This window comes from Williamsia herbipolensis (assembly GCF_036153515.1).
GTDB classification, from domain to species: domain Bacteria; phylum Actinomycetota; class Actinomycetes; order Mycobacteriales; family Mycobacteriaceae; genus Williamsia_A; species Williamsia_A herbipolensis.
In genome coordinates this window covers 3,913,266-3,936,533 of the sequence record NZ_CP108021.1, presented here as the reverse complement: position 1 = coordinate 3,936,533, position 23,268 = coordinate 3,913,266, and the positions used below count along the sequence as shown (strand labels likewise).

Sequence of the window (23,268 nt, the reverse complement as noted above, 5' to 3'; positions counted from 1 at the left end):
CATCTCACGCTGCGTCGTCGATGACCATGTCTGGCCAGGTGATGTCGAATCGCTGAGCTTGCGCCGGGGCACGAGGTAGCCCCTCGCCTGCGAGCTGGTGTTCGACATCAGTCGGCGGTGGTTTGTCGATGTCCGAATAGTGTTGCACCAGTTCGTCGATGCGGTGTAGGTGGTTGGCGCGGAGCTTGTCTGGCGGGTCGGTGTTGCGTCGCCAGCCGTAGCGGCCCTTGTCGGGGCCGTCGGTGATCTTCTCGGTCGACCATTGGTGGGGTTCAGGTCCGACAGCCCGGTTGTGGCGTCCGCACGCCGGTGCCATGTCAGTGGAATCGGTCAGTCCACCGTCGGCCCAATCCGCTTCGGCGTGATGCATCTCGGTGTGGGCGAACGGTGTCGTGCAGTCATCCTTGCTGCAGCCCTTGTACTGGGCGAACGCCATCAGCCGTTGCGCCTGCGACGCGAGACGGCGGCCGCGGCCGAAGAACAACGGCTCGCTGGTGACGTCGCTGAACACCGCGAGATGGGTTTGTGCGTCGGCAGCCAGCTTGATCACGTCAGACATCGGGAGATCGCTACCGGCGGCAGTGCGCGCGACGCCGGCGTGCTCGCGCAGTTGGGCGTCGGTGATGGAGACGATGATCTGGGGCGGCAACCCACGATGCGAGCCGCCGAGGAGACCACCGTTGACAGCGGCATCCAAGAGAGCCTTGAAGGCGTCATGGTTGCGTTGGCTCTGCGATCGATGGTCCCGATCCGCCGCTTCGCGGAGCAGGTCGGCGTCGATGTCACCGCCGTCACCGATCGGGGACAGTTCTTCGTCGGGATTGTTCATGCCGGGCGCCGCCCACTTGGCGAGGACGACGTCGAACAGGGCCCGCGCGATCGGATCGAGTGTGGCGGTGAGTTTCGACATCAACTGGCTGTCTTGGCAGCCGAGGTTCAGTTTCCGGTTGCGTGCTCGATCGCGGTCGTCGGTGAGGGTGCCGTCGGGGTCGAGATGGGCGAGGATCCGGACGCCGGCGGCGCCGATTTCTCTCGGCGTCAACGTCGTGGCGAACTCGGCGAGGGTCTGCTCGGCGAACGCACGACGCTCGGCATCGACAACTGACGGGATCTTCTTCAGCACGTCGAGAACCGCGTGGACATGGTCGGGTCCGATCGTCCCGGCCGCCAACTCGCGGGCGGTGTTCGGGCAGACGGGCGGCAGTTTCTCACCGGTCATCGCGTGCATGGGTTCCAACGCCTGCACCGCCTGCAACCGCTTCTTCGGCCGGGTGATGCGGAGTTTCGTCTGGAGGAATTCGGTGACGGTCACGCATCCCACGGTCCGGTGGGCGTCGCGGTCGGAGACCTCCAAGATCCGCTGGTTGCCGATGGACTCGAGCTGCCGGACAACGGTCTGGTGGTCGATGGCCAGTTGCGCGACGGTCTCGTCGTCGTGGGCGTCTGCGGCCCCTTCGGCGATCTCCTTCACCAGGGCTTGTAGGGCAGCGTATTTCGCCACGAGATTGCTCACGGACTGCCCCCTCCCCAGGTATGACTGTACGTCAATTCTAGCACGCGTGTTCGAGATGTGGAGGATTGATTTCAGTGAATAGTGTTGAACGTGAGTGTATTTCGGGTGGGTGGTTGGGTTCTACTGCCGCTGACGGTGCGGAAGCCGGACGCCGAGTGTGCGTTGTCTCGTCGTCGGCACGCGTCACACTGCCAGCACACTCGACGACCGTTTCCACACAGTCAGCAGAACCAGCACCTATCGGCGGCCTAGGAGCCACCAGGTGAGCACCAGATCGTCGGTGCGATCCAGGTCGAGTCCGGTGATGTCGGTGAACCGGCCCACGCGATTGCGCACGGTGTTGCGGTGCAGGAACAGCGCTGTGGCGGTCTCGTCGACACGACAGTTGTTGCGCAGGAACGCAGTCACGGTGTCGATGATCTCGGTGCCGGCCACACCGCGCGCACGCAACGAAGCGAGGTGCACGTCGGCGAGGTGATCGGCGGTGTCGGTGTCGATCGCGAGGAGGGGCAGCGCACCGAGGTCGGCGAGCTCCACGATGCCGGTGCGTCCGAATCGTGCTGCGATGTCCAGTGTGTGCCGCGCGCGGCGGTAGGACGATCCCGCGTTCGCCGGCAACTCTGCCGGTCCGACGGCGACCAGCGCGTCGACGGCGAGATCGTCGGGGATGTGCGGGAGCAGCGCCAGATAGTGGGCGTCGACCACCGCATCGACCACCGGGATGTCGCGCACCGCGCACCGGAGTCGCACCGCCGCACGGATATCGGACCCGAACCGCGGATCGTCGTGATCGGCGCACGCGACGGAGTAGTGCACGTCGGGCCGGAGGCCGTGTTCGGCCAGACGCGCGGGGAGCGCCGACGCCGCGAACTCGCCCTCGACCAGACGCCGCAGAAAGGTGCTCCGTCGGGCGGCCAGGGACACCGCGTCCTCCTGCAGCACCGTGTTGATCACCGCGGAATACGATGTCGCCCAGTGCCACATGATGTCCTGGAGATCATCGATGACCTCGGGTCCGATGCCACGGGCGGTGGCGCGCTCGCGCATCACCTTGGCGAGCGTGCGTGCACCGACCTGGATGCTGTGCGCCACCAGCTCGAGCGGGATCTGCTGGGTCGACCACAGACGCGCGAGTTCGGTGAGTTCGACGGTGTTGATCTGCGGCGAGTCACTGCGCACCTGACGCAGCACCATCTCGAGCACGGCGCGGGTGTTCCGCTCGATCTCGTCGCGGGCGATGAGGTCGTACACCGGTATTCGCTCGCGGTAGATCGCGGTGAGCTCCGCCGCCATCCCGTCGATCTCGGCCTCGACCTCGGCGTCGTCGATGAGCGAGGCGATGCGCGCCGCCGCCTCGCGTTCCCGGCGATCCGATGTGTCGTCGTGCACCCGTGTCACCTTCGACCGTTCCGTCATCTGTGTTCGCTGAGACGTCGGATCTCCGGCGCGACCGTCCTGCTGCGTCGCGTGAACACCGAGGTCTGCAGGACCGCGCGTCCGGCGAGCAACGCCCATCCGACCCGAGGGTAGATCATGCGCGCCACGCGCCGTTCGATCGCCGAGACCAGGTGGGGCGTGATGGCGTCGACCGTGCTCACGGTGCCGAACGGGGCGGGCAGCGCTCGCAGCAACGCCGCGAACGCCGGCTGTTCCAGCTTGCCGGTGACCATGGCCGTGTCGATCCACCCGGGGTGGAACGCACCCACCGCGACACCGGTGCCCGCGAGTTCCAGACGCAGCGAGTCGGCGAAGGCCTCGAGGCCGGCCTTGGCCGCGGCGTACGCGCTGTGTCCGGGCTGGTGGGCGAACGACGCCCACGAACAGGTCATCGCGATGTAGCCGCGCGACGCGAGTATCGGGCGCAGGCCGGCACGCACGATGTTGTGGGCGCCGATGAGGTTGATGTCGATGACGCGCTGCCACTCACCGTCGGCGAGCGCGTCGATGGGACCGAAGACCGACACCCCGGCGTTCGCCCACACGACGTCGATGCGTCCGTGCCGGGCGACGACCTCGTCGATCACCCGCACGCACGCCGCGCGGTCGGTCACGTCGAGCACGTGGGTGCTCCCGAGTCCGGGGATGCTCGACTCCGCCCGTGCCAGTGCGTCGGCGTCGCGATCGAGCAGCACCACCATGGCGCCGTGCTCGGCGCACACCCGCGCGGTCGCGACGCCGAGTCCACCCGCGCCACCGGTGATCACGATGACCTGTCCGTGTAGCGGCTGTGCGGTCATCGCGTCTCCTCGGTACGCGCAGGAAGGTCGATGACCCCGAGGGCCGATTCGGCGATGCTTCCCAGGATCAATTGCGAGCCGCGCCGCACCACCGACGTCACCATCGAGTAGTCCGCGGTCGACGACTGCAGGTCGTGCACCACGTGACCGTCACGATCCACGGCCATGACCCAGGTGGTGTTCGTCCCTTCGCGGAGCTTCTCCGGCAGTGCATAGATGAGCTGTCGGAGAACGCCGGGAAGGGATGCGAGCGCATCGAACCGACGATCCCGCGGGTTGGCGATCGAGATCCACACCAGGTCGCCGTCGACCGAGATGTTGTCGGGGAATCCCGGCAGGTTGTCGATCAGAGCATCGCCGGCACCGTTGCGGTGCAGGCCGAGTCGGAAGCTGCCGGATTCGGCGACCGCGATCCACGACTCGTCGTCGTCGACCGCGACGCCGTTCGCGAAGTCGAGACCGTCGACGACGGTGCGTATCGAACCGTCGGTCTCCCGCACCACGAGTCGACCCGTGCCCGAGTGTTCGAGCAGGTCGGCGAGGTAGTCCTCGAGACCGAATCGTCGCGTGGAGGTGGTGAAATAGATCCTCCCCGACGGGGCACGAACCACGTTCGACGCGAAATTGACAGGCACGCCGTCGATCTCGGCGACGAGCACCGTGACCTCGCCCCTGTCGACGTCGATCTGCAGCAGTCCGCGCTCGCTGTCGCAGACGAGCAGGGTGTCGTCGTCGACGACCGCGATGCCCAGCGGGCGTCCGCCGGTGTTCGCGATCGTCTCGATCGTCGCGGGCCTGTCGGCGTGTGTGGTGACCCGCAGGATCCGACCGTCCTCGACTCCGGTGAGAATGCGACCCACCGAGTCGACGCGGACATCCTCGGGTCCCCGGCCCGGGAGCTCCACGCGCTGCAGCGATCCCATCGGCGTGGCGCTCTCGGTCTCGCGTGCCCTGGACGGATACGGCATCGGAGACCAGCGCCGGGGTCGTAACCGCGGTGCCGGTCGGTGCGGGGCGGTGATGGGCGCGCCGGGAGTGGCGTCGCCGCGGATGACGGCCGTGACCGCTCCGGCCGATGACCACGGCGCGCCGTGCCCCTCGTGCGCCAGCGGGTACGCAGTGCGACCGGGGCCGGACGCCGAGATCGCCATCGCTCCCGGATCAACCCGGTGATCGGCCAGTCCGTAGACGACGTCGACCGGGCACGACACCGTCGCCAACCGGTCGCCGAGGGTCGCATCGTCGAGGTAGTGGTCGATGGCATTGCTCTCGTCGACGAACTCGCGCAGCGTCCGCGCGGCGAGGTCGTCCACCGCGAACTGCGGGACCCGCGTACTCGGCGCGAACGCCGTACCCAGACCGCGCCGCAACCGCGCGGGCGGGAGCACCGACCAGATCGCGCTACCGAGCAGGGGCAGCCGCAGAACGCGTTCGGAGATGCTGCTCGCGGTGAGGCGACTGGCGACGGTCGCCGGCGTGGCGATCAGGATCACGCGCTCCACGAGCGATCCGAACTGCTCGGCCAGGGCCGTGGCGACCAGGCCACCCCGTGAGTGCCCGACGACCGTCACGGGTGTGGTCCCGTTCTGGCGAATCAATCGGGCCACCGTCAGCGCGTCGTCGGGGATCGAGGCGCCACCGACGAGATGTGGGACGAGGGTGTCGACGGAGTCGTCGAGGAGGTCGATGACCCGGGTCCAGGTCGCCGGAGAGCCGCCGAGACCGTGCAGCAGGACGACGTTCGGGCGGCTCATGCGTTCTGCGCCGCGCGCAGTGCCGACACCTCGCGCTCCAGTTCGGGAACCGTCGTCGATGCGCGCAGACCGACGGCGAGATCCCAGAGGCGACCGGTGAACACGCCTCGCACCTTGTCGACGGCGGCGAGGGCGGCCGGCACGTAGACCTTGCGGCTCCGGTTCTCGACACCCGCGACGAATGCGGCGGCGCACTCGTCGACATCGGTGACGACGCTGAACGGCCACGGCAATTTCGTGATCGCCTCGCGTACCGCGTCGATCTTGTCCTGCGCCTCGTACATGGGGGTCCGGATCCACGCCGGGTGGGCGACCCCGACCGACACGCCCTTGTGCGCCACCTCGAGTCTCAATGAGCCGCCGAACCATTCGACGCCCGCCTTCGACGCGGCGTAGGCCGATCCGCCGGGGACGTTCTTCAGTGCGGCGGCCGACGACACGATCAGGATGTGGCCGCGCTGGTCGATGACATGCGGCAACGCCGCGTGCACGGTCCGCATGACGCCGATGAGGTTGACCTCGACCGTCCGCACCAGTGCGTCGATCGGCGTGACCACGACCGTTCCCGCCTCCGCCACACCGGCATTGGCCACGAGGATGTCGATGCATCCGTAGTTGTCGATCACCGTGGCGATCGCAGCTGTGAGCGATGCGCTGTCGGTGACGTCGGCGCGCAGTCCGAGGTGACGGTTGCCCTTCGAGCGGGAAAGGGCGAGTGCGGCGTCCGCCACGGTGTCGGCGCGATCGAGGAGCACCACGTGCGCACCCTTCGAGGCGAGGGCCCGCGCTGTCGCGGCTCCGATCCCCGACGCGCCACCGGTGATGACGGCGACCTTTCCCTCGACCGAGATCCTGCGGCTCATGACTGTCCTCCCGCTGTGCGGGTGAGGTGGTCGTCGGCGCGGAACACCGAAGCGCGCCTGCGGTATCCGGCGATGCTCGCCGGCCAGAGGTTGCTGTTGCGTCCGGTGGAGTCGAGGTACCAGCTCGAACAGCCTCCGCTGGTCCAGACCGTGCCGTCGGTGAGATCGTCCACGTCGCGGACGAAGTCGTCCTCGGCGGCCACGGTCGGTTCGACGGTGGTCGCGCCGCGGTCGTCTTGCAGCGTCATCGCGGCGTCGATGTAGCGCAGTTGTGACTCGAGCATCATGATCACCGACGTGTGGCCCAGACCGATGTTGGGTCCATGCATCAGGTACAGGTTCGGGAAGCCCGCCACGGAGGTTCCCATGTAGGCGCGCTGACTGTCACCCCAGTGCTCGGACAACGTGGACCCCGCAGGGCCGGTGACCACGTCGGTCAACGGCAGACGACTCGTGTCGAAACCGGTACCGAAGATGATGGCGTCGACGCTGTGCTCCACCCCGTCGGTGTCGATGAGTCCGCGCGACGTGGCGCGGGCGATCCCGGTCGTGTTCACGTCGACGTTCGGCTGTGCGAGCGCCGGGTAGTAGTTGTCGGAGATGAGGATTCGCTTGCATCCCATGCGGTAGTCGGGGGTGAGCTTCGCACGCAACGCAGGGTCCGCGACCGCATGCGCCAGGTGCGCGCGCGCCTCCTTCTCACCGATCGCCATCAGGCGCGGATGTCGGAACGCGGCCAGCTTCAGTTCTCGGAGCGCGAACACTTTGGCGCGGCGCAGCTTCTGCACGCCCGGGATCCATCGGGTCGCGGCGCGGGTCCGCCGGGAGATGGGAGCGTCGTTGCGCGGCATCACCCAGGGTGCCGTGCGTTGGAAGAGTATCAGCGACGACACCAGGGGCTGGATCTGCGGGACGAACTGGATGGCCGAGGCGCCGGTCCCGACGACCGCCACCCGCCGGTTCGTGAGATCCACCGAGTGGTCCCACTGCGCGGAGTGGAAGACCGGGCCGGAGAAGGTGTGGAGGTCGGCGATGTCGGGGATGGCCGGGTCGGCGAGTGCACCGGTGGCGAGGACCACGTGATCGGCGGTCGACGTACCCCGCTCGGTCTGCAGGATCCACCGTGAGCGCGCGGTGTCCCAGGTGATGGATTCGACCGCGCACCGGGTGCGCAACCGCGGCATCAGTCCGTGGTCGCGGGCGACGCGTTCGAGGTAGGCGCGGATCTCCGACTGGCGGGCGAACACGGTGCGCCAGTCCGCACTCGGCGCGAACGAGAAGGAGTAGAGGACGCTCTGCACGTCGCAGGCGGCACCCGGGTAGTCGTTGTCGCGCCACACGCCACCCAACGATGCGGCGCGTTCGAAGATCACCACGCTGCCCTCGTGATGGTGGGCCAGGCGGATCGCGGCGCCGACGCCTGCAAAGCCCGACCCGACGATGGCCAGGACGTGGTGGTCGTCGGAGTGGTTGTCGATCGGTGTCATGCGTGGGTTCCTCTCGCGGAATCGGTGAGCACCGCATCGCCGGCGGACTGCGTTCTGATCGCCTCGGACCACTCCACCACCCACTCCGGGAGTGACTGCGGCAGAGCGACATCGACATCGAGGGCGAGCAGCCGCGCCGGCGGCACCGATTCACCTGATCGGTCCAGATAGCGCACGGCGACCACGGCGAACGCGTACGTCGTGGCGCCCACATGGAACTCCTGCTCGAAGTAGACGTTGCGTGCGTCGACGCCGATCATGGCGGTCCGCACCTCGTACCGGGTCCCGAGTGTCAGCGGCCGTCGGTAGGTGATGGTCTGCGCGACGACGACCGGATGCCACCCTCGGGTGCGCAGCTTCCGCCACAGGCCGGTGTCGGACATGTACGCGATACGGGCGGCGTCGAGAATCGACAGATACCGCCCGTTCGTCATGTGCATGAGCATGTCGAGGTCGGACGGGAGCACACGGAAGGCTGCCTCGCAGACCGCTCCGACCGGCTTCGTGCCGCTCGCACTCAGCAGCTTCATCGCGATGATCCATCGCACGGTCATCAACACGTCCACTCCCGCCCACGATGCCCGTCTCTCGGACCAGTTCATCGTCACGCACTGATCGTTGCGACGACAGAGCCCGGTGGACACCGAATGGAGCGCTCACGTGTGCACCGTGCACACGCTCTCGACGACGCGGGTCAGCCTACGGGTTCGATCCGGGCCGGCACGTTCTTGTGCCAGGGCGTCCCGACGATGGGATCGCGCCGTTGCGCGTCGGTGAGTTCGTTGAGGGCGACACCGACGAGCGCCGGATCGGTGGCCTCGTCGGTCAGGTTGAGTCCGAAGCCGTTCGGTAGCGCCGCGTGTCCGGTCTGCATGCGGGCGTCGATCTCGACCTCGGCCAACGCAGCGCCGCGGTTGGTCACGACGCGCGCGACGTCACCGGCCGCCAGCGACAGGGCGTCGGCGTCGGCCGGCGCCATGCGCAGGGCGCCGTTCTTGTCTTTCAGACGCCAACTCGGGTCGTGGAAGATCGTGTTGGCGGTGAATTGGCGACGCTGACCGGCCGAGAGAACCAACGGGAACTCGTCACTGGTCTGCACTGCGCTCGCCGGGTCGAGTTCGTGGAGCATGGCCAACAGCTCCGGGATGAGCAGCGGGAACTTCTTGTCATCGTGAGGGATGTAGTTCCACGCGTCGTCCTCGGATTCCTCGGTGAACACCACGCCTGATCGCCCCGCGATCACCGCGTCGAACAGTGCGTCGGCATCGCGGTGGCCTGCGGCCTTCATGGCTTTCGGGTAACTGCGCGCGGTGATCTCGGCCAGAGCCCAGATCACGGACGTCGACCGGTCCCTCGCCGGGAGAGTCGCCCCGAGGGTCTCGTAGAGCAGGTACGGCGTGAGGCCGATGGTCTCCTTGTCGAGAAGCGCACACGCGGCGAAGGTGTATCGGAACGGCTTCCGTCCCAGTGTTGCGGCGGCACGCAGCGCGGTGAGCGTGCGCTTCTTGCCGACTCCGATCTCTCGGAGCAGTCGGGCGTAGATCTCGGGTTCGGGCAACGTCCCGGGCAACGGCTCCAGAATCGGTTCGCGCAGGTGAAAAGAGTTCTTCGGGAAGTGGAAGTTGAAGAACGTCGACTCCCACTTCTCGTACTGCGACGCGGCGGGGAGCACGTAGTCGGCTCGCTTCGCCGTCTCGGTGAGCACCACGTCGATCACCACCACCAACTCGAGTGCGTCCAGCGCCTCTCGGAAGGTCGCCGAATCGGCCAGGGAGTGAGCCGGATTCGACGACTCGATCAGCATGGCCCGGAAGCGATCAGGGTGGTCGGTGAGGATCTCCTCGGCGATCACATTGGCGGGAACCATGCCCAGCGCGATGCGTGAACCGGTCACCGGGGTGTACCGGAACTCGGTCGAGTACCGCGCGAGCGGCGCGAACGACGAATGCGGGTGCATCCCACCCTGCTTGCCGAAGTTCCCGGTGAGCAACCAGACAAGCTTGTTCAGGTACGACATCAGCGTGCTGTTGAGACTCTGCTGGACGCCGAGATCCTCATACGTCGACACGCTCGACGCCGCACCGATCCGCCGCGCCGCACGACGCAGCAGGTCGTCGTCTATGCCGCAGATCGCCGCGTACTCGGCGATGTCGACCGCCCGGAAGTGACGCTGGAGTTCGTCGTAATCGCGGGTGTGCTCGGCGATGAAGTCCTCGTCGACGAGGTTCTCCTCGATGAGAATCGCGATGAGTGCGATCACGCACCACGCATCGGTGCCGGGTTTGACCTGGAGGTGGAAGTCGGCGAGATCGGCCGTCTCGGTACGTACCGGGTCGACGACGATCATGCTGCGCGCCGGGTCCTTCGAGATCTCCTTGAGAACGGTGCGGGCGCGCGAGACGCCGTGGCTCTGATACGGATTCTTGCCGAAGAAGATCGACACCTCCGCGTGCTCGAAGTCACCGTGTGTGTGACCGCCCGTGAAGTGTGCGTCGACCCACGCCTCGCCGGCCTTCTCCTGGGCGAGGGCACTGGAGTGGTACCGCGATCCGATCGCTCGCAGGAACGGACCGGCGTAGGCGCCACCCAGATGATTGCCCTGGCCGCCGCCGCCGTAGTAGAAGATCTTGTCGCCGCCGTGCGTGTCTCGCACCGCCGCGAACTTCTGGGCGATCTCACGAATCGCTGTGTCCCAGTCGATCTCGGTGAACGAGCCGTCGGCCTCGCGGCGCAACGGCGAGGTGAGACGGTCGGCGCCGTTCTGATAGTGATCGAGTCGCAGCGCCTTGTTGCACGTGTAACCCTGCGTCGACACGTGATCCTTGTCGCCGCGGATCTTCAGAAATGTGCGACCACTGGTCTCCGGGTCGGTCAGGATCTGGATCCCGCAATTGTTCTCGCACAGGATGCACGCGGTCTTGTGCCAGTTACCCGTCTCGCTCTTCGTGATGTCGGCCATCGTTGTCCTCTGTGTGCGGTTGTCGGTCACGGGCGACGTGCGGAGAGCACCTTGTCGGGTTCGGCGGCGGCGAGCATGTCTTCGCGTTCGACGACTTTGATGCGTTCGCGGCCTTCGGCTTCGCCGAGTTTGCGTTCGTGTTCGTCGAGTCGGTACCAGCCGTCCCACGTGGTGAACGGCACGTTGCGGGATTCGAGGAGCTCGACGACGGAGGCCTCGGTGGGGCTGGCCGGGGTGTTGAGCGCGCCTGACTTCATGTCGTCGAGGATGCAGTCGACGGTCTCGTTCGCGTCACCCTTGGTGTGTCCGATCAGGCCGATGGGTCCGCGTTTGACCCACCCGGTGGTGTAGAGCCCGGTCAGATGGGCGCCTTCGTCGAAGATGCGGCCTGATTCGTTGGGGATGACCCCGGCCTGGTCGTCGAACGGGATCGCGGGCAGGTTGTCCGACAGATACCGACGGCGCGATAGACCGCGCCGATCTCCCAGTCGGTGGTGCGCCCGGTCGGCTTCACGTTCCCGGTGCCATCGAGTTGGGTGCGTTCGGTCCGCAGCCCGACGACCTTGCCGTCCTCGCCCAATATCTCGACGGGGCTCTCGAAGAAGTGCAGGAACAGTTTGTGGGGGCGGTCACCGGGTTCGCGGATGGCGTAGTTCTCGATGATCGTGGCGACCTGGTCGGTGATCTTCGACCCGCGCCGGGCGACGGCCGAGCCTTCGTCGTAGTCGATGTCCTCGGGGTCGACGATGACCTCGATGTTGGGGGAATGGTCGAGTTCTTTGAGCTCCAGCGGCGTGAACTTGGCCTGGGCGGGTCCGCGGCGCCCGAACACGTGCACCTCGACCGCCTTGTTCGCCTTGAGCCTCTCGTAGACGTTCGGCGGGATCTCCGTCGGCAACAACTCGTCACCGGTCTTGGCCAAGACTCGCGCGACATCGAGGGCGACGTTGCCGACGCCGATGACGGCGACCTTCTCGGCGTCCAGCGGCCAGGTGCGGGAGAAGTCGGGGTGTCCGTCGTACCAGGCGACGAACTGCGCGGCACCGTAGGAACCGTCGAGGTCGATGCCGGGGATCTGCATCCCACGGTCGTCGGTGGCGCCGGTGGAGAAGATCACCGCGTCATAGAAGCTGCGCAGGTCGTCGAGGGTGATGTCGGTGCCGTAGTCGACGTTGCCCAACAGTCGGACCTGCGGCTTGTCGAGCACCTTGTGCAGGGCGGTGATGATGCCCTTGATCCGCGGATGATCCGGAGCCACCCCGTACCGGATCAAACCGAACGGGGCCGGCATCCGCTCGAACAAGTCGATCGACACGGTGGAGAATCGGCCCGCTCGCTGCGCTCCCGGCGCCGGCCGCTCACAGGCTATGTCGGATTTCATCAGCGCGTCAGCCGCGTAGATCCCCGCGGGACCGGCGCCGACGATGGCGACTCGCAACGGACGTGACTCGCCACCCCTGTTATGCATACAGCCATAATACATATGTGATTGATTCGCGGGACATTTCGCGATCTTCTCCGGGTAGCCGGCAACTGTTGAGTATGCGTTCTGGTATGTGTCATAGTCGCCGCATGACCTACGTGATCGCGTCTCCGTGCGTCGATGTCCTCGACCGCGCCTGCGTCGAAGAATGTCCCGTCGACTGCATCTACGAGGCACCGAGAATGCTCTACATCCACCCCGACGAGTGCGTCGATTGCGGCGCGTGCGAACCGGTCTGCCCGGTGGAGGCCATCTTCTACGAAGAGGACGTCCCCGAGGAGTGGGCTCTGTACACCGCGGCCAACGCCGACTTCTTCGCCGAGGTCGGTTCCCCCGGAGGGGCTGCCAAGGTGGGGCCCTACCCGAACGACGTCGAGGCGATCGCGCGGCTCCCCCGCGGCCAGGTCTTGTCGGAGTGAGCGTCCAGACCACCCGATCGGTGGCTGAGCATGCGGCGGTGGTCGCCGAATTGATCTGCCCGACAGCGGCGGTGACCGTTCCGCTGTCGGATTCGCGGGGGGCGGTGGTGGCGGCCACCATCACCGCCCCCACCCGCCTGCCACGCTTCGACAATTCCGCGGTGGACGGTTTCGCGATCACCGGGGCCGATCGCGTCCGGGCCGTCAGCGATCACCGGGATCTCGAGCTCGTGGGCCAGATCAACGCCGGCGCGGGCGAGAATCAGGCGCTCACGGCGGGTTCGGCGCTCCGCATCATGACCGGTGCGCCCGTTCCCGACGGCGTGGACGCGGTTGTCGCGCAGGAGTACGTCGCGCGCGACGGCGATCGGATCTGCGTCGCCGGGGACATCTCCGCAGGTCTGAACATCCGCGTGGCGGGAGAAGAAGTACGGGACGGTGATGTGATCGCTCGCCGCGGCACCTTGATGACCGCGGGCCTGGTCGGCCTGTGCGCGGCTCTGGGGGTGACTGCCGTCGAGGTCCACGCACCCCTCCGGGTCGCGGTGCTGTCCACGGGAACCGAGCTCGTGGAGGCGACGCCGGGGGCCTCGCGCCGCGAACCGGGGCCCGGAGAGGTCTTCGCATCGAATGCGATCATGCTGACCCACGCGATTGCCGGATGCGGGGCAACGGTGGTCCACACGGCCATGGTGTCCGACGATCCGCAGGAGTTCCTCGCCGCGATGACTCGCGCGAGCGCGCTGGCCGACGTCGTGATCACCTCGGGCGGAATCGGTTTCGGTGATCGCGACGTCGTCAAGTCGACACTGCGGAGTCGCGGTGTCGACATGTGCACCGTGAACATGCGACCGGGTCGCCCGCAGGGCGCCGGTCGGTTCGGAGGCGCCGCGGTCGTGACATTGCCCGGTAACCCCATGGCCGCGTTGGCGTCGTTCGAGGCATTCGTCCGGCCCTCCCTCCGTGCGGCCATGGAATACACCGGCGATGAGCGCCGCACCGTGCACGCACAATTGGGTCATTCCATCCAACCACGTCCGGGTACAGTGCAATTCGTCCTCGGTCTCGTCACCCTCACACCACCGAGATCGGTGCCCGTGGTCGAACTCGCCGTGGGACGACGAGGCCTTTCCGCCGTGATCGACACCAACTGCTTCGCATTCCTCGACGCCGACCGTTCGCGCCTCGCCGCCGGCGACCTGGTCGTCGTCACCGCCGAGGGAGGGGTACCGGGGTGACGTTCCATCACAACGGTTCGCGAGTTCTTCACGCCGGGGTGACCGCTGAACCGGTGTCGATCGCCCAACTCACCGCCATGGTGCGGCAACCCGGATTTGGCGCCGTGTTCTCCTTCGAGGGCGTCGTGCGCGATCACGATCACGACCGAGAGGTGACCACGCTCGAGTATGTGGCCCACCCGAGCGCCTCGGACGTGATCGCCCGGCTCGCAGCGGAATGCTCGGTGTCCCACCCCGACTGTGTCCTGGCCGTGGCACACCGCACCGGGGTACTCGCGATCGGCGAGGCCGCGTTCGTGGCCGTCGTGGCCTCGGCGCACCGCGGTGTCGCCTTCTCGGCATGCTTCGACCTGGTCGAGACGGTGAAAGCCGAACTACCCGTATGGAAGTCGCAACACTTCGCCGACGGGACCTCGGAGTGGGTCAACTGCGCCTGACCCGTCGCCTAGCCCCCGGCAAACGGGGGTAGGACGTCCACTGTCGAGGCCGAACCCACCTGTCGGTCGGTGGTCACGGCCACGGCCACGGCGTCGAGCAGTACCGAGCACCGCGGCAGAACGGCGCCGAGCCCAGGGTGAGCGTTCTCGAGCGCCCCCAGTAGATCCGAGATGCGGTCGGTCGAGGAGCAGTCGAACCGTTCGGATGCGGTACCGGCAGCGGCCTGTGCCGCCGCGAAATAGCGGATCTCCAGTGTGACATCCACGGTCAGCCTCCGATCGCGCTCATGGGTCGGGTCGGGTGCAGGAAACCGGGGTCGTTGATACCGTGCCCCGGTTGTTTGCGCCACATGGCCTCTCGCCACTTCTGTGCGATCGCCAGGTCGACCGCCTCGATCGGTTCCGACGACCGGAGCAGTCCACGCAGGTCGAACTCCTCGGCGCCGAACAGGCAACTGCGGACACTCCCGTCGGCCGTGAGACGAACTCGATCGCAGTCACCGCAGAACGGTCGGGTCACCGACGCGATGACACCCACCCGGTGACGGCTGCCGTCCACGGTCCACAGCTCGGCGGGTGCCGAACCGCGCGGTTCCGACGCGGGACGCAGCGAGAACTCCGACTGCAGGATCGCGAGGATCTCCTCGGCCGTCATCATCTCCTGTGCGGCCCATGCGTTGTCGGAGTCGATGGGCATCTGCTCGATGAAGCGGAGTTCGATGTCGCCGTCCATGCAGTACCGGAGCAGATCACATGCGCCGTCGTCGTTGACGCCACGCAGCAGCACCGCGTTGACCTTGATCGGACCGATCCCCGCGGTGCGGCAGGCATCGATACCGGCGAGCACTGCGGGCAATCGATCGCGACGTGTGATCGCCGCGTACGCGGTGCGGTCGACCGTGTCGAGCGAGATGTTCACCCGGTCGAGGCCGGCGACCGCGAGCGCCTGCGCACGTCGTTCAAGCCCGAGCGCGTTGGTGGTCAGCGAGATCTGAGGCCGCGGAACGAGATCGGCCGCCCGACCGATGAGCTCCTCGAGGCCGTGGAACAGAAGAGGTTCACCCCCCGTGAAGCGGATCTCCTCGATGCCGAGGTGGGCCACAGCGATACCGATGAGCCGACTCATCTCCGTCGTCGAGAGCAGTTCGGCATCAGGCATCCAGTCCAAGCCCCCCGCCGGCATGCAGTAGGTGCAGCGGAGATTGCATCGATCGGTCACCGAGACGCGGAGGTCGGTGGCCACACGGCCGAATCGGTCGACGAGACCGGCCACATCGGGCCGACCGACCGACAGGTCACGAGTTGTCGGGATACCCAGGGACACCGCGCTCATCGCTTCCCTCTCGGTCGCAACTCGGTTCGGCGCTCCGTCCGCCTCGCTATATGTAATATAGCTTACACAATACGAGTGGAGGACCGGCATGACGCAGGAAACTCAGCAGGCCGAGTGGCAGAAGACCGCATGCATTCTGTGCGAATGCAATTGCGGTATCGAGGTCATGCTCAAGGACAGGGCGCTGACGAAGATCCGCGGCGACAAGGACCATCCCAACTCGCAGGGCTACAGCTGTGAGAAGCCGCTACGTCTGGATCGCTACCAGAACGGTGCGCATCGCATCGACAGCCCACTGCGCCGCCGCCCGGACGGCACTTTCGAGGAGATCAGCTGGGACACCGCGCTCGACGAGATCGCCGAGCGCCTCGCCGCCATCCGCGACACCCACGGCGGCGAGCGGATCTTCTTCTACGGCGGTGGCGGCCAGGGCAATCACCTCGGCGGGGGATACGGTCGCGCGCTGTTCAACGCGGTGGGCGGCAAGTACATGTCGAATGCCCTGGCCCAGGAGAAGACCAGCGAGGCCTTCGTCGACAAACTCATGTACGGCGGCCACACGTCGGGCGATTTCGAGCATTCCGAGGTCGCCGTGTTCATCGGCAAGAACCCGTGGCAGTCCCACGGCATGGCCCGCGCACGGCCGACGCTCAAGGAGATCGCCCGCGACCCCGAGCGCTCGATCATCGTCATCGATCCCCGCAGGAGCGAGACGGCGGCACTGGCCGACCACCACCTGCAGATCAAACCCGGTACCGACGTGTGGTGCCTCGGCGCCCTCGACGCCACCCTCGTGCAGGAGAACCTGATCGCCTCGGAGTGGTTGAGCACCCACACGGTCGGTGTCGAAGAGGTGCTCGAGCTGTTCCGCAGCATCGACATCACCGACTACGCACGACGGTGCGGCGTGCCCGAGGAGGACATACGCGCGGCCGCGCGGCGCATCGGACGCGCGAAGAGTGTGGCGACCTATGAGGATCTCGGTATCCAGCAGTCACCGAACAGCACCGTCTGCTCGTATCTGCAGAAGATGCTGTGGGTGCTGACCGGCAGCTTCGCCAAACCGGGCGGCATGCACATGCATTCGTGGATCTTCCCGCTCGCCGGGCCGTGGTTCCCGATCGAGCGGGAGAATCCGGTTCCGTTCTTCCGGGCCCGGCGCGCCGTCGGATTGCAGTCGATGCGACACGGGGCCGCCGCGATGCGCGCGATCCTGTCGCGCCTCGACGGCGAGACGACCTCGGGCCGGATCGCCGAGACGATCGCGCGAACGACGCAGCGGATGTTCTTCGCGTCGGTCTCGGTGGCCGCGGCCGACCCGATAGCCCGCCTGGCCGGCAACATCGAGCAGGAGGGGTTCACCCCGGTCACCGGTGCCCGCATCATCGCCGGACTGATCCCGGGCAATTCCATTGCCGACGAGATCCTCACCGACCACCCCGATCGCTTTCGCGCGATGTGGATCGAGTCGTCGAATCCGCTGCATTCACTGGCCGGCTCGGACCGCTTTCGACAAGCCATGCGCAGTCTCGAGCTGACCGTCGTCGTCGACGTCGCTCTGACCGAGACCGCCCGGGAGGCCGATTACGTGCTACCCGCCGCCAGTCAGTTCGAGAAGTACGAGGCATCACTGTTCACGCTGCACTTCCCGCACAACACGTTCCAGATGCGTCGGCCGCTGATGTCGCCGATGCCGGGCACGCGTCCGGAGCCCGAGATCTACGCCGCGGTGATCGACCGGCTCCACCTGGTAGACCCGACCATCATCGAGTCGCTGACAGCCGCAGCTCGGATCGGACGGTCGGCATTTGGTCTGGCACTGTTCGCGACCATCGAGCAGAAGCCCGAACTCGCCGGGCTGCTGCCTTACGTCGTCTACCGCACCCTGGGTGCGACGTTCGCTCCGGGCGATGAAGCACAGTCGCTGATCTGGAGTTTCGCGCAGCTCGCGACCATCGCCCAACCCGACGCGGCACGGCGGGCGGGTTTCACTGACGACGGCAACGGGCAGGGCGATCAGCTCTTCGAGGCCATCCGTGACCGACCCGAGGGCGTGGTGTTCACCGAGGACAGATACTCCGATGCGTGGAACTACATCCGCCACGAGGACAAGAAATTCCACATCGCGATCCCGGAACTCATCGAGGAGATCCGACTGCTCGACACCGAGGAGCCCTGCTACACCAGCGACGAGTTCCCGTTCATCCTGTCGGCGGGTGAACGACGGGCGTTCACTGCCAACGTGATCATCCGCGACCCCGAGTGGCGGCGGCGAGACAAGGGCGGCTCTCTGCGCATGAGCCCGCAGGATGCCGCCGGCCTCGCTGTCGACGACGGTGGATTGGTGCGGCTCACCACGGAAAGCGGTACCGCAACAACAACTGTGGAGATCAGCGATATGATGCAGCCCGGACATGTGTCGCTGCCCAACGGCATGGGCGTGACGTACCCGGGCGAGAACGGCGACACCGTGGTCGGGGTACCGCTCAACACCCTGACCACGGTCACCCGGCGTGACAAGTTCTTCGGGAACCCGTGGCACAAGAACGTCCCGGTCCGCATCGAGCTGGTCGATGCGACGGCCACGCCCGACAGTTAGGCACTGATGTCGCCGAGAAACCGCTGATCGTCCTGCTGCACGGGGTGGGAATGTCGGGAGCCGTGTGGGACAGCGTCGCAGCGCATCTCGAGGCCTCGTTCGAGGTGCTGGCACCGACGGCGGCGGGACACCGTGGCGGCCCACCGCTGCGGGAGTTCGGCACCGTCCGCCATCTGACCGACGAGACCGAGCGATTCCTCGACGGCCGAGGCATCGAGACCGCGCACAAGGCAGGGAACTCGCTGGGCGGATGGATGGCGATCGAACTGGCCCGTCGGGGGCGGGCCAGTTCGGTGTGCGCGATCTAGCCGTCGGGGTTCTGGACGATCGGTGCCGCCGACGACAAGGACGCGAACTCGCAGGTGGCGCGAATCCGCACGCTGGTGTGGACAACCCGACACATAGCCGCGCCGTTCCTCCGTCTCGGCAGGGTGCGGAGGCTCGCGATCCGCGACATCGCCGAGCACGCAGATCGGATGACCCACGGTGAAGCTGTCTCCGCCATGCGGGATCTCGTCGACTGCCCCGCGGCCGACGACCTGTTCACCGCGACCGAGCAGGTGACCCCGATGGTGGTGTTGCCCTGCCCCATCACGATCGCCTGGGCCGAGAGGGATCACCTTCTACCGCCGGCGATCAACGGCGCCGTGGCTCGTCAACAGACGGTGACGGTACGCCGGGTGCTCGGTCTCGTCAGAGCCGAGCGCGTCCGGCGGTCGCCGGAACGGCGGTCAGACCATCCTCCGCACCACCGACAGCGGTAGCACCTTCAGGGCCATCGACACCGGGAGCCACGGCAGCGTCGGCACGTACGCCTTGTGCTTGCGCTTCTCGATGGCCGACACCATGGCCTTCACACCGGTCTCGGTGTCGACCATGAGCTTTGTCTTCTGCTCCACGTGGTCGTTCATCTCCGAGCGGATGTAGCCGGGGTAGATCACCGACACATCCACGCCGCGGATGTTCTCCGACCGCACACCCTCGGCGATGGCCGCGACACCCGCTTTGGTCGCCGCATAGGTGGTCATCGCCTTGCGCATACCGCGCAGGGCCGACACCGACGAGATCATGACCAGATGTCCGTGTCCCTGCGCGCGGAACAGTTCGAGGGCGGCCTCGGTCTGGGAGAGTGCCCCGACGAAGTTGGTCATCGCGGTGCGTCGGTTCGCGTGCTGCTTGCCCGTCCCCAGTGCCGCGCCCGAACCCGATCCGGCGTTGACGATCACCCGGTCGATGCCGCCGAGACGCTCGGCGAGGTCATCGAACACGGTGAACACCGCCGCGTCGTCGGTGACGTCCAGTGCGGCCAACTCGATCCGACGGCCGGGGTGGGCGGCGAGGATCTCCGCACGCAGCTCCTCGAGCCGGTCGGTGCGGCGCGCGCACAGCGCGAGATCGTGCCCGAGCGCAGCGAACTGGCGGGCCATCTCCGCGCCCAGCCCCGAACTGGCACCGGTGATGAGCGTGGTCATCGACGAGCTCACTGCTTGTTCTCCCCGTGGTCGGCAGCGGCGGGTGCCGATGCGGTGGCTCCGTGGATACGTCGGGACATGCCCAGCATCTGGCGAGTGTAGAGCGGGCGGGCGAATCGCTTCGCGAAGAACGCTTTCCGGCCCGCGCGGTCGGTGAGGATCACCGGGCGTCGGGCGTCGACGCCGGCGATCACCGCGTCGGCCACCTCGTCGGCTCCGGTGTCGGAGCGATCGATGAGGCGGGCCGCGATCTGGTCGAGCATGCCGTCACTGCCCGCCAGCGACGACGACAGGTTGGTGCGGAAGAACGACGGGCACACCACCGAGGTGGTGATCCCCCACGGTTCCAGTTCGAACGACAGCGTCTCGCTGAGCGCCACCACCCCTGCCTTCACCACGTTGTACGAGGCCATCGCGGGCGGGTGCACGAGACCCGCCATCGACGCGATGTTGACGATCTGCCCTGCAGGCGAACCCTTCTGGGCTGCATTCCTGTGGGCCTGGTCTTTGAGCACCGGGACGAACGTCTGGCACCCGCGGACCACGCCGAGCAGGTTGATGTCGATGATGCGGCGCCACTCCTCGAGGGTCACCACGTCGATCCGTCCGCCCGCGGCGATCCCGGCGTTGTTGACGACGATGTCGACACCACCCCAGGTGGCCATCACGTGGTCGCGGGCGTCGGCCCAGTCGTCGGCGTCGACCACGTCGAGACGCCGGTAGGTGGTGCCCTGCGGACCCGAGTACTCCTCGGCGAGGTCGGTGACGAGAACCCGATCGCCGCGGGCGGCGAAGCGCTCCACCAGGGCTGCACCCAGCCCCGAGGCGCCGCCGGTCACGATGACGCGCCGGCTCATCGCTTCATCCCGTACGAACCCAGCTCGATGCGGGCGACCATGCCGAGGTGCACCTCGTCGGGACCGTCGGCGAGCCGTAGGGCACGGGCGTTCGTCCAGGCCGCGGCCAGCGGGAAATCGTCGGAGAGGCCTGCGCCGCCGTGCATCTGCATCGCGAAGTCGATGACCTCTTGCGCCATCCTCGGCGCGGCGACCTTGATCTGGGCGACCTCGCTCAATGCGTTGAACGGGCCGCCGGTGTCGAGTTTGTATGCGGCGTCGAGGATGAGCAGCCGGGTGGAGTTGATCGCGATGCGCGCCTGGGCGATCCGCTCGCGGTTGCCGCCGAGGTTCACGATCGGCTTGCCGAAGGCGAGCCGCTCGCTGCCACGACGACACGCCAGTTCCAGCGCCTTCTCGGCGAGTCCGACGACCCGCATCGCGTGGTGCACTCGACCGGGACCGAGGCGTCCCTGGGCGATCTCGAACGCCTGCCCCGGACCGGAGATGAAGTTCTCCCGCGGGACGCGGACGTCGGTGAAGGTGACCTCGCCGTGGCCGCCGGGCTCGTCGAAGAAGCCCATCGTGGGAAGCATCCGTGCCACCTCGACGCCCGGTGTGTTGCGCGGCACCAGCACCATCGAGTGCCGGTGGTGTCGATCGGCGTCGGGGGCGGTGAGGCCCATGACGATGAGGATCTCGCATTCCGGGCTGCCCACGCCGGTCGACCACCACTTGCGCCCGTTGAGGATGATGTCCTCGCCGTCGGCGACGGCGGTGAGTTCCATGGTCGTGGCGTCGCTGGAGGCGACATCGGGCTCGGTCATACAGAAGGCGCTGCGGATCCGGCCGTCGAGCAACGGGTCGAGCCACTCCTCGCGCTGGGAATCGGTGCCGTAACGCAGCAACACCTCCATGTTGCCGGTGTCGGGGGCGTTGCAGTTGAACACCTGCGGGGCGAGGAACGACCGACCCATGGCCTCGGCGACCGGCGCGTAGTCGATGTTGCTCAGCCCCACGCCGCCGTCGGTCCCGTACTTCTCCGCGTAGTGCATCTCGTGGCCGGCGGGCAGGAAGAGGTTCCACAATCCCTCGGCGCGCGCCTTCGTCTGCAGTTCGCCCATCAGGGGCAGGGGCTGCCACGGGTCGCCACCACCGTTGCGGAGACGGGCGATCTCCCGGTGATGATCGTGCTCCACGGGCTCTATGTGGGTCTCGATGAAGGAGCGGACACGATCGCGGAGATCGGTGGCCCGTGGTGAGTGGCTGAGGTCCATGGGTTGCACACTAGCGACTTGTTGAGCGATGCTCAATAGCGTGTCGACACCTTCACGGAGCCGGATGTCCCCCGAGGACCGCCGCCGTCAACTGCTCGGGCTGGGCCTCCGCATGCTCGTCGAACGACCGATCCACGAATTGTCGATCGACGCGGTCGCGGCCGAGGCCGGCATCTCTCGCGGACTGCTTTTCCACTACTTCCCCAGCAAGAGTGCCTACTACGACGCCGTCATCGAGGCCGCGACCCGTCGCGTTCTCCGCAACACCGCGCCCGACCCGGACGCCACCGCCGAGGAGGCGCCGACACAGTTCGTGCGACGGTTCCTGGAACAGATCCAGCGCCGCCGCGACTTCTACCTCGCGCTGGTCTACGGAACGGCCTCGGTGGCGCTCGGCGGGGACCGCGTGGTGAGCCTGCGCCTCACCTTCGCGCGGCAGATCGCCGAGTCGGTCGGCGCACCCGATACCGAGATCCCGCTGATCCACGCCTGGACGGCCTACGTGGAGGACCGGGCACTGCAGTGGTCGGATCCCGATCGCACCGACAGAGTCGTGATCGACGACGAGGTCGCCCACTGTGTCGCCGCGCTCACCGCCCTGCGAGGCATCGCCACTCAGGAGCGGGACGATTCCTCACGGGCGGGATGATCGGTCTCGACCAGTTGCCGGGCGAGCTCGGCGAGTTTGACGTTGCCGTCCTGGGACAGTCGGCGCAGCAGCTCGAACGCCTGCACGGCGTCGATGCCGAAGCGCTCCATGATCATGCCCTTGGCCTGGCCGATGATGTCGCGACTGGCCAGCGCACTGGTGAACTGGCTCTTGCGCTCCCGCGCCATCCACGCGTTGGCGACGTGGGCCGCGTACACCAGGCCGATCTCCTCCACGTCCGTGCCGAAGTTGCCGGGGGTGCGGGAGTACAGCGTGAGCGTCCCCAACTTCTCGTCGGCGGTGTAGAGCCGGAACGACAGGATGGACCGGAACGGCACCGCGCTGCGCGCGTCGACGGCATACCCGGGCCAGCGGTCGTCCTCCCAGAGGTCGTCGATGCGGACCACGGCCTCGTCCCATGCCGCGGCCAGGCAGGGTCCCTCACCGTGCGCGGTCTGGATCTCGTTGTGCCGCGTCGCCAGCGGGTCGGTGGAGAACTCCGTCGTCAGCGCATTGCGGCCGTGCGTGATGGAGATGCTCGCGGCCTCGGCCCCCGGTACGTGGTCGATGGCCCCACCGACGACGTCGCCGAGAACCGCCTCCGCCGGCCGATCGTCCCCCGCGTGGAGACGCCGAGCGAGCTCGGCGATCGCCACGTGCACGTTCGTTGTCGTTTCCTCGCCCATCCCACATCCTCTGTCGATACAGCTCG

Annotated in this window: 20 protein-coding genes and 1 pseudogene; 6 read left to right on the top strand and 15 right to left on the bottom strand. The window is 67.2% G+C overall.

The window, feature by feature from the left end; genetic code table 11:
• Window positions 1-4 precede the first annotated feature (4 nt).
• The 9 genes and pseudogenes from OG579_RS18290 to OG579_RS18250 all read right to left on the bottom strand — a co-directional run bounded on the left by OG579_RS18290 (window position 5) and on the right by OG579_RS18250 (window position 12,281).
• Window positions 5-1,513: an HNH endonuclease signature motif containing protein gene (locus OG579_RS18290; protein WP_328857101.1), complete on the bottom strand. Its 1,509-nt coding sequence runs from the start codon at window positions 1,511-1,513 to the stop codon at window positions 5-7.
• Window positions 1,514-1,750: 237 nt separating this feature from the next.
• Complete coding sequence (locus OG579_RS18285; protein ID WP_328857100.1) at window positions 1,751-2,902, bottom strand: PucR family transcriptional regulator; 1,152 nt, start codon at window positions 2,900-2,902, stop codon at window positions 1,751-1,753.
• A gap of 23 nt (window positions 2,903-2,925) precedes the next feature.
• Complete coding sequence (locus OG579_RS18280) at window positions 2,926-3,750, bottom strand: SDR family NAD(P)-dependent oxidoreductase (RefSeq protein WP_328857099.1); 825 nt, start codon at window positions 3,748-3,750, stop codon at window positions 2,926-2,928.
• A complete protein-coding gene (locus tag OG579_RS18275) occupies window positions 3,747-5,504 on the bottom strand; it encodes an alpha/beta fold hydrolase (RefSeq protein ID WP_328857098.1) in 1,758 nt (585 codons plus the stop codon). The genes OG579_RS18280 and OG579_RS18275 overlap by 4 nt, the downstream gene beginning before the upstream one ends.
• Window positions 5,501-6,367, bottom strand: coding sequence for a short-chain dehydrogenase/reductase (locus tag OG579_RS18270; RefSeq protein ID WP_328857097.1), 867 nt, complete (start codon window positions 6,365-6,367; stop codon window positions 5,501-5,503). The genes OG579_RS18275 and OG579_RS18270 overlap by 4 nt, the downstream gene beginning before the upstream one ends.
• On the bottom strand, window positions 6,364-7,854 hold the full coding sequence (locus OG579_RS18265; RefSeq protein WP_328857096.1) for a flavin-containing monooxygenase: 1,491 nt from the start codon (window positions 7,852-7,854) through the stop codon (window positions 6,364-6,366). The genes OG579_RS18270 and OG579_RS18265 overlap by 4 nt, the downstream gene beginning before the upstream one ends.
• Window positions 7,851-8,408: a thioesterase family protein gene (locus OG579_RS18260; RefSeq protein WP_328857095.1), complete on the bottom strand. Its 558-nt coding sequence runs from the start codon at window positions 8,406-8,408 to the stop codon at window positions 7,851-7,853. The genes OG579_RS18265 and OG579_RS18260 overlap by 4 nt, the downstream gene beginning before the upstream one ends.
• Window positions 8,409-8,548: 140 nt before the next feature.
• Window positions 8,549-10,813 (bottom strand): molybdopterin-dependent oxidoreductase, encoded by a 2,265-nt coding sequence (locus OG579_RS18255; RefSeq protein WP_328857094.1) that lies wholly within the window; start codon window positions 10,811-10,813, stop codon window positions 8,549-8,551.
• Between the two features lie 26 nt (window positions 10,814-10,839).
• Window positions 10,840-12,281: pseudogene (locus OG579_RS18250) on the bottom strand (FAD-dependent oxidoreductase).
• Between the two features lie 104 nt (window positions 12,282-12,385).
• On the opposite strand from OG579_RS18250, the gene fdxA reads away from it, so the two are divergent.
• Genes fdxA through OG579_RS18235 form a run of 3 tightly spaced genes read left to right on the top strand, consistent with a single transcriptional unit; the run spans window position 12,386 to window position 14,390 of the window.
• Complete coding sequence (gene fdxA, locus OG579_RS18245) at window positions 12,386-12,715, top strand: ferredoxin (RefSeq protein ID WP_328857093.1); 330 nt, start codon at window positions 12,386-12,388, stop codon at window positions 12,713-12,715.
• Between the two features lie 20 nt (window positions 12,716-12,735).
• A complete protein-coding gene (locus tag OG579_RS18240; protein ID WP_328857092.1) occupies window positions 12,736-13,953 on the top strand; it encodes a molybdopterin molybdotransferase MoeA in 1,218 nt (405 codons plus the stop codon).
• Window positions 13,950-14,390: a molybdenum cofactor biosynthesis protein MoaE gene (locus OG579_RS18235; RefSeq protein WP_328857091.1), complete on the top strand. Its 441-nt coding sequence runs from the start codon at window positions 13,950-13,952 to the stop codon at window positions 14,388-14,390. Before OG579_RS18240 ends, OG579_RS18235 begins: the two co-directional genes overlap by 4 nt.
• An 8-nt stretch (window positions 14,391-14,398) precedes the next feature.
• Here OG579_RS18235 and OG579_RS18230 read toward each other — a convergent pair whose 3' ends face one another.
• Together OG579_RS18230 and moaA are read right to left on the bottom strand one after the other, a co-directional pair.
• Window positions 14,399-14,656 (bottom strand): MoaD/ThiS family protein, encoded by a 258-nt coding sequence (locus OG579_RS18230; protein ID WP_328857090.1) that lies wholly within the window; start codon window positions 14,654-14,656, stop codon window positions 14,399-14,401.
• Window positions 14,657-14,658: 2 nt separating this feature from the next.
• Window positions 14,659-15,723, bottom strand: a complete 1,065-nt coding sequence (gene moaA / locus OG579_RS18225) for a GTP 3',8-cyclase MoaA (RefSeq protein ID WP_328857089.1) — start codon at window positions 15,721-15,723, stop codon at window positions 14,659-14,661.
• 88 nt (window positions 15,724-15,811) lie between these two features.
• Between moaA and OG579_RS18220 the strand changes: the two genes are divergently transcribed.
• Window positions 15,812-18,322, top strand: coding sequence for a molybdopterin-dependent oxidoreductase (locus OG579_RS18220; RefSeq protein ID WP_328857088.1), 2,511 nt, complete (start codon window positions 15,812-15,814; stop codon window positions 18,320-18,322).
• Window positions 18,259-18,630 carry an alpha/beta fold hydrolase gene (locus tag OG579_RS18215; RefSeq protein ID WP_328857087.1) on the top strand — a complete coding sequence of 124 codons (372 nt, stop codon included), beginning with the start codon at window positions 18,259-18,261 and terminating at the stop codon, window positions 18,628-18,630. The genes OG579_RS18220 and OG579_RS18215 overlap by 64 nt, the downstream gene beginning before the upstream one ends.
• Window positions 18,631-19,053: 423 nt before the next feature.
• Here the strand turns inward: OG579_RS18215 and OG579_RS18210 are convergent, their stop codons facing one another.
• From OG579_RS18210 to OG579_RS18200, 3 genes are read right to left on the bottom strand one after another with little or no spacing between them, the layout of a single operon-like run.
• The gene (locus OG579_RS18210; protein ID WP_328857086.1) at window positions 19,054-19,794 is read right to left on the bottom strand and encodes an SDR family oxidoreductase; all 741 of its coding nucleotides are present in this window, start codon (window positions 19,792-19,794) and stop codon (window positions 19,054-19,056) included.
• An 8-nt stretch (window positions 19,795-19,802) separates the two neighbouring features.
• A complete protein-coding gene (locus OG579_RS18205) occupies window positions 19,803-20,651 on the bottom strand; it encodes an SDR family NAD(P)-dependent oxidoreductase (RefSeq protein ID WP_328857085.1) in 849 nt (282 codons plus the stop codon).
• Window positions 20,648-21,907, bottom strand: a complete 1,260-nt coding sequence (locus OG579_RS18200) for an acyl-CoA dehydrogenase family protein (protein WP_328857084.1) — start codon at window positions 21,905-21,907, stop codon at window positions 20,648-20,650. The genes OG579_RS18205 and OG579_RS18200 overlap by 4 nt, the downstream gene beginning before the upstream one ends.
• A 64-nt stretch (window positions 21,908-21,971) precedes the next feature.
• On the opposite strand from OG579_RS18200, the gene OG579_RS18195 reads away from it, so the two are divergent.
• Window positions 21,972-22,556, top strand: a complete 585-nt coding sequence (locus tag OG579_RS18195; RefSeq protein WP_328857083.1) for a TetR/AcrR family transcriptional regulator — start codon at window positions 21,972-21,974, stop codon at window positions 22,554-22,556.
• Here the strand turns inward: OG579_RS18195 and OG579_RS18190 are convergent.
• On the bottom strand, window positions 22,523-23,242 hold the full coding sequence (locus OG579_RS18190) for a GAF and ANTAR domain-containing protein (protein ID WP_328857082.1): 720 nt from the start codon (window positions 23,240-23,242) through the stop codon (window positions 22,523-22,525). The genes OG579_RS18195 and OG579_RS18190 overlap by 34 nt on opposite strands.
• Window positions 23,243-23,268 lie beyond the last annotated feature (26 nt).